6 protein-coding genes and 2 pseudogenes are annotated in these 7,153 nt (G+C 45.0%); 1 reads left to right on the top strand and 7 read right to left on the bottom strand.

The window, feature by feature from the left end:
• Positions 1-779, top strand: a 779-nt coding sequence (locus AB4496_RS13875; RefSeq protein WP_372131168.1) for a siderophore-interacting protein, incomplete at its 5' end; no start/stop codon positions are given.
• Positions 780-893: 114 nt separating this feature from the next.
• Here the strand turns inward: AB4496_RS13875 and gntR are convergent.
• The 7 genes and pseudogenes from gntR to AB4496_RS13840 form a co-directional block, all read right to left on the bottom strand.
• The gene (gntR, locus tag AB4496_RS13870; RefSeq protein WP_083784033.1) at positions 894-1,895 is read right to left on the bottom strand and encodes a gluconate operon transcriptional repressor GntR; all 1,002 of its coding nucleotides are present in this window, start codon (positions 1,893-1,895) and stop codon (positions 894-896) included.
• A 310-nt stretch (positions 1,896-2,205) separates the two neighbouring features.
• Positions 2,206-2,937: a dipeptidase PepE gene (gene pepE, locus AB4496_RS13865; protein ID WP_170962706.1), complete on the bottom strand. Its 732-nt coding sequence runs from the start codon at positions 2,935-2,937 to the stop codon at positions 2,206-2,208.
• A 24-nt stretch (positions 2,938-2,961) separates the two neighbouring features.
• Positions 2,962-3,165 (bottom strand): annotated as a pseudogene (locus AB4496_RS13860) (peptidase T); the annotation flags it as partial.
• A 248-nt stretch (positions 3,166-3,413) separates the two neighbouring features.
• Positions 3,414-4,922 (bottom strand): NADP-dependent phosphogluconate dehydrogenase, encoded by a 1,509-nt coding sequence (gene gndA, locus AB4496_RS13855; protein WP_009845622.1) that lies wholly within the window; start codon positions 4,920-4,922, stop codon positions 3,414-3,416.
• Between the two features lie 3 nt (positions 4,923-4,925).
• Entirely contained in the window at positions 4,926-5,423 is a 498-nt protein-coding gene (locus AB4496_RS13850; RefSeq protein WP_009845623.1) for a gluconokinase, read from the bottom strand.
• Between the two features lie 118 nt (positions 5,424-5,541).
• Positions 5,542-6,864, bottom strand: coding sequence for a TRAP transporter large permease subunit (locus AB4496_RS13845; protein WP_009845624.1), 1,323 nt, complete (start codon positions 6,862-6,864; stop codon positions 5,542-5,544).
• Positions 6,857-7,153: pseudogene (locus AB4496_RS13840) on the bottom strand (TRAP transporter small permease); the annotation flags it as partial. The pseudogene AB4496_RS13840 and the gene AB4496_RS13845, both read right to left, overlap by 8 nt.

Here is a 7,153-nt window from a genome sequence, read left to right as displayed (position 1 = left end):
GCAAGCCTAGCCCTATCACATTAACTGTTACTCAAACCTCAACCATTACACCGAACATGCAGCGTATAACGCTTAGCGGTGAAGGATTAAGTAAGTACCCAACCGAATGTGCCGGCGGCTACATCAAGCTTTTGTTCTCGCCACTCGGCACCACTGATTTAAGCCAACTGAACGAATATGAGCGCCCAACCATGCGCACTTACACCATTCGTCAGTACAACCCTGTAGAAAACTGGATTGAGGTTGATTTCGTTCGCCACATCACTACAGATTTGCAGTGTGGTTTTGCAGCAAGGTGGGCAATGAACGCGAAAGTGGGTGACACAGTTTCAGTGGCTGGCCCAGGTTTAATTCAAGGACTTAACCTAGGGTCAGACTGGTTCTTCTTAGCTGCAGACATGACATCCCTACCTGCGCTTTCTGCAAAAGTAAAATCGCTTCCAGAGCACGCAATAGGTCACGCCGTCATCCAGATCAATTCAGCAGCAGATAAACAAACGCTTGAAGCACCTAAAGGTATAAAAGTCACTTGGTTGATTGAAGATGAAACTGAAGAAACACTTTCACAAACGGTTCGCAATTTAGAATGGTTAGACGGTCAGGTTTCAATTTGGGCAGCGTGTGAGTTTGAAAGCATGCGCGAGCTGAGACAATACTTCCGCAACGAAAAAGAAGTCGCGAAAGAGAACATCTACATCAGCAGCTACTGGAAACGTGGCGTCACTGAAGACGGCCACAAAGTGTTGAAGCAACAAGATGCTCAAGCTTTAGCGGGTTAAGTCTGTTACTACATACATCTTTTTGCCAGATAAATAAAAACGCCCTTAGCGAAGTTCATCTCGTTAAGGGCGTTTTAGTTTGAATCCAATGAAGAGCAAAGCCGAAGTGTAAGATTAAATACTCTCTCCCACTTCAATCTCGTAACCGAGATCCAGCTTCGCCACCCATTCTTTGTTGCCTTGTAGACGCGCTACAACTTGCTGTGCAGCGACTTTACCGATCTGCTCCCTTGGTGTTACTACAGTCGCTAAACGCGGCGTCATCGCCACTGTGATGTCGTGTCCGTGGAAACCCGCAATCGCCATCTTCTCGGGTACTTGAATACCACGTCGTACGCATTCGTAAAAAGCACCAATGGCCAAATCATCGTTAGTACAGAAAATACCATTCACTTCAGGATGCTTATCAAGTAACTCACCAATCAGTTTTGCGCCTAAAGTAAACGAGGACGCGTCTTCCGTTTGCAGCGTTACTGGCGTTTTATCGGCCTCTTGCATCGCATGCTCATATCCCGCCATTTTCAAGCGAGTACGTTCATCCATTCGAGCAGCCAAATAAGCGATATTGGTACGCCCTCGATCGAGCATGGTTTTAGTCATCGCTCTAGCCGCTTCAAAGTTATCAAAGCCCACTGCTTGTTCAATACGGGGAGACACCGAATCCATAATTTCAATCACAGGGATAGAAACAGTCTGCAGCATTTTACGCGCTCTATCTGTGTGCACATTTTCTGACAGGATAATCGCGTCAACGTTGTAAGAAAGCAGTGAAGCGATGCTTCGCTCTTCCAGTTCTGCGCTATAGCCATAGTGGGCAATCATGGTTTGGTAGCCTGCAGGCGCGGTGACTTGTTCAATGCCACGGATAACTTCGGCGAAAACTTGGTTAGTTAACGAGGGAACAAGAACACCGATAGCATTGCTTTTTGCGTTAGAAAGAATGTCTGGCGCACGATTAGGGATGTAACCTAACTCGTCGACTGCAGCGCTGATCTTATCTCGCAGTGCTTCTGATACCTGTGAAGAGTCTCTTAGACAGCGACTGACGGTCATTTTGGTGACACCAACTAGGTTGGCAACATCTTGTAATGTGGGACGTTTTTTCTTACTTAGCATACTGACAGCATCATGGTTACGATTAATGTTACTGGTAACATAGTAACGAATTTCGACTACTTTAGAAGAACTAAACACCTAAAACTTGATATCAGATCATAAACACACACGTCGCTTTGCCACCAATAAAACTAACAATTCTTATTTTCGAAGACGATGGTCAATAAGTTCTCAACTTACACTTGATGTGTATATTACGTATTAAAAACCCCAACCTTGGATGATCAAGATTGGGGTTTCGTATAACCCATTGCAATTGCGTACATAGCCAACCCCTATTAAGAGGCAGTAGCCTGTCTCTATTCGTTACCTAGCAACCGATGTCCATCAAGAATGCAAGATCGCTGTCCGCCGTGAACGTTTCAGCAAGTTGACCATGCTTAAAGAGCTTCATTGGCTTGCCTGTCGCGGTGTGGTACGTTAATTTTCCTTCACACACTTGCAGCATCGTCCCTTCAGGGATACCAACAACGACTTCACTTGGGTTCATGCACAAGAACTCTTCAATACGTTCATCACGTGTTTCGCCCATATGCCCAGAAATGGATGCTTCTATATAGTGAGGGTTAATCTGAAATGGCACAAAATTAAGCGCAGGCAAGATAGCAGCACTGACAATTGGCATATCATTAGTAGTACGGATCGTTGGGGTTGCGACATTTGTTCCCGCACTCCAACCAATAAACAGCTTACCTTTGTTGATCACAGCATCACGCATCGGTATTACCAAGCCTAGGTCGTGAAGCATACGGTTAAGTACCCACGTATTACCGCCACTAATGATGATACCATCAACCTCTTTCAAGGCTTGCACTGGGTCTTCGGCTTCATGAATACTCACCACTTCGCAATCATATTCATCGAACACTTGCTGTAATTGCTGCGTGCGATCCGAGTATTGCCCTCGAATCATTGCGAATGGAATAAACAACATTTTTTTAGGCTGAGTCTTTTCCATCATTGGACGAATCCACTCTTTACCATACTCTAAAAGTGATGTGTCACCTGGTAACTTACCGTTACTAAATAGCATTACATTCATTACAACCTCACTACAATTTGCAAATTTACTATATATTATTTTGATATTCTCTTGAACTACAGCGCTTGCTGCTTTCAAAGGCTCTACGGGTAAGTATTCATAAATTGAGGGGAAGTAATGTGCGCCAGTAAACAAGTTCGGAAAAGGAATGACCTTTTGAGATAAAACAGTCCCGTCATAACCATAACGCGAAAGAATTGAACGCATTTCTATTCCAGCATTATTGTAATAATCGAAATCATTAAACATCTTTTCAATTTGGGGAAAACTTTTCTATAACAACCATGAAGTAATCAAGGGAATCTATTATCCCCACAACCAAAGGTGCGCAACCTATGATAGTCATGTTGAGATGATGGTCATACGTTATGGTGACGTCAGTAGTTAATAGATTTGTTCAACATTGTTCTACATGTTTGTTTTAGTTTAAAACGAATAAAAATAACGCCCTCTTATTTGAGGGCGTTATTGATTGTTTAAGCGTTCACTTTTACTTCAGTTCTTGGAGACTGACTCCAAGTCACGTGAAATTTTTCAGCTTCATCTCTATCGACTCGCGAATAAGTATGAGAACCAAAATAGTCACGTTGCGCTTGCAGCAGATTTGCAGGCAAAACCTCACAACGTAATGAGTCGAAGTAACTCAGAGCAGAGCTGATTCCCGGCATCGGCACACCATACAGAGCTGAGTTCGCTACCGCGATGCGCCAAGCAAGCTCACGCTCTTCCACTTGTTTGATGAAAGCCTCATCAAATAACAGGTTCTCAAGCTCACTATTTTGTTGGTAAGCCGATGTGATACTTTGCAAGAATGCGGCACGAATAATACAACCGGCTCGCCAGATCTTAGCTATTTGAGTGAAATCGAGATTCCAACCCTCTTTGTCTGACGCTGTCTTTAATAAATCAAAGCCTTGTGCATAAACAGACAACTTGGCGCAATATAGAGCATCATGAAGCTCAGAAATAACTTCTGTTTTATCCAACTGACTCGCATCGGCAACATTGCCTTTAAGAAGCTTGCTGCCTTGAACGCGTTGTGATTTCTGACCGCTCATCGCACGTGCATAAACCGCTTGAGCAATGGTTGGGGTTGGACACCCTTCTTGAAGGCTGTTAACTGCTGTCCACAATCCCGTGCCTTTCTGCCCTGCTTTATCAAGCACAACATCAACGAATGGCTTACCCGTCACCACATCTTCTTGTTGAAGAATATCGGCACTGATTTCCATCAGGTAACTATTAAGCACACCGTTGTTCCATTGCTCAAAGACTTGTCCAATCTCTTGTGCTGGCATATTAAGCACATCACGCATGAACTGGTAAACTTCACAAATTAGCTGCATGTCTGCATATTCAATACCGTTGTGTACCATTTTCACATAGTGCCCTGTGCCAGAAGGACCAACATACGCCGCGCACGCTTCACCCGCTTCAAACTGAGCAACCGGTAGTCCATTAGCATCCACTTTTGCAGCAATCGCTTCCCACATCGGTTTCACATATTGCCAAGCCGATTGGTCACCACTCGCCATGAGCGCAGGGCCAACACGAGCGCCTTCTTCACCACCAGAAACGGCGGTGCTAAAGAAGCGCAGTTTGCCTTTGTAGTTCACTTCACGCGCCTCGGTATCTGTCCAAAGGCTGTTACCTGTATCGATAACAATGTCATCCTTTTCTAAGCCAGCATCAAGCAAGCTATTGACGACGATATCGACAGGTTTTCCAGCAGGAACCGACAAAGCGATGACACGCGGTTTCGCGAGCCCTTGCAGCACATGTTCAAGGCTAGTCCCTTGTGTGCACTGACCTTTACCAGTAAACGATTCATTAAGCAGCTTTGCTTCTAAACTGGCGCGATCAATATTGTCTGTATTCAAGTCAAAGCCAGCAACGTTAAAGCCGTTATCCAGTAGGTTGAGCGCAAGGCTTTTGCCCATCACGCCTAAACCAATCATCGCGATGTCATTTTTTATCTGAGTCATGGTTTAACCTATCTGCTTAATTTGTTTGAGTGCACTTTCTACGACTTGCTCAACATCTTGCGATATATCGACAAATAGCGCTTCATCTAGCTCAGGTTCAACCAAGGTTGCGAATTGGCTTTTCAACATTTCTTGACCATTAAAGTAATGGTTTTCACGAGCTTTATGGCGATTCCAAATCGTATCGAAACTGCCCTGAAGGTAAACAATCACTAAGTCTTCATTGTTCTCTCGCAGAATCTCGCGGTATTGAGGTTTCAATGCAGAGCATGCAATCACAGCACTTGGTTGTTCGATATATTGCTTATTCAGTGTTTCTAGCCATCCTTGACGATCTTCGTCAGTCAGCGGGATACCTTGACGCATTTTTTCAACGTTGCTTTGCGGATGGAAGTCATCGCCATCAAAGAATTGAAGTTCTAAAGCCTGCGCGATACGGCTGCCAATCAGGCTTTTTCCGCATCCAGATACGCCCATCACGAGTATTTTTTTGCTTTTCATAAGGCAAGCCTTCCCTAAGCCCCAACCAAAACAGGGGCTGACAATCGAATCTAATAGTTAAACTTGTGTTGCTATTGATAGGTTCCTGAACGTTAAACTCACTCAGGAACCTTCGCTGTTATTGCCACCAAAGCGCGAGCTGAGGGAAGATAATAACCAGTGCCAGAACCAATACTTGAAGTGCAATGAACGGCAGTAATGAAGAGAAAATCTCACCTAAGCTGATGTCTTTTGGTGCTACTGATTTCAAGTAGAATGCCGCAGGACCAAATGGTGGTGACAAGAACGACACCTGCATGTTTAGACAGAACACAACGCCGAACCATACTGGGTCAAAACCAAGGCCAGTGATGATTGGAACGAAGATTGGCATTGTTAGAAGTGCTACACCTACCCAGTCAAGGAACATGCCTAGTACCAACAAGATAGCCATCATGATTAATAGCGTTACTGTCGCGTTACCGCCACTGAGCGCAAGGATGGTTTCTTCAACAAAATCAATACCGCCCATCAGGTTGTAGATACCAACCAATGCGCTTGCACCGATACCAATCCACATGATCATGCCGCAAGTACGCATGGTTGCGATGGCACTCTCCTTCAACATGTTGAAGTTCAGTTCACCACGGATTAGCGCACTGATCATGATGCCAACTACACCCAAGGCAGACGCTTCTGTTACTGAAGCGATACCTGTGTAGATACTGCCCAAAACCGTTGCGACAGAAAGCAATGGGAAGAACAGAGCTTTGAAGTAGCTTGGCTGATTGGCGATGTCTTCTTCTGTCTCATCATCACTTGGAATTGGCGCAAGAGAAGGGTTTAGCTTACAACGAATCAGCACGTAGCCGATGTAACAGCCAGCAAGAATAAACGCTGGTAAGAATGACGCTTTAAACAGGTCGCCAATCGATACGCTGGCGGTCATACCGTAGATGATCAGTACGATACTTGGTGGAAGCATGGTACCAAGTGCGCCACCCGCACAGGTTGTACCGATAGCAAGCTTACGGTCATAACCCAAGCGAAGCATTTGTGGCAGAGCAAGAATACCCAGTAGTACCGTTTCACCACCGATAACACCTGACATCGAAGCCAATAGAACCGCTACTAATAGCGTTTGAACTGCAACACCACCACGAACCTTACGGCCGACAGATTTCATTGCATCAAACAAATCACGCGCGATACCCGAACGGTCTAATAAAGCCGCCATCAATACGAACATCGGAACAGCAAGGAAAACATAACCAGAAGCAAAGCTGTAGGTACGGCTTGCGATCAAAGGTAAGGCATCAGGACCAAACCAACACAGAGTGAAGAAAATCGCGACAAAGCCTGTTACGAACGCTAGCTGCATACCGGTCAGTAGCAAGCCAATCATCATAACCAGCATGAGCAAACTGCCCCATGCGATACCAATAGAAGATAAATCAAACATCGTCATTCTTCCTTAGACCCATCAACTCTTGGATTAGGTGCAATACAAACTGGACAACAAGAACACACAAAACGACAAAGATCAGGCCTTTCAGCAACGCTGGATAAGGCGCGTTTAACACTGAGCCTGATGTTTCAAGGCGGAATTCACCCCAAGGTGCAAACCACGCTTCTTCCGCAGTGAAATAAGCCGCGTAAGCGAGCATGCCAGCAAAGGCCAAACCAACAATGTGGTGAACAAGATTAAGATATCTACGTGTTTGGTTAGACACTGAATCGTAGATAAGAAC

Origin of the sequence: Vibrio sp. 10N.222.46.A1 (assembly GCF_041473595.1) — a bacterium.
Taxonomy (GTDB): domain Bacteria; phylum Pseudomonadota; class Gammaproteobacteria; order Enterobacterales; family Vibrionaceae; genus Vibrio; species Vibrio tasmaniensis_A.
Note: the sequence above shows the minus strand (reverse complement) of the source record. Positions and strands in the feature narration are given on the sequence as shown.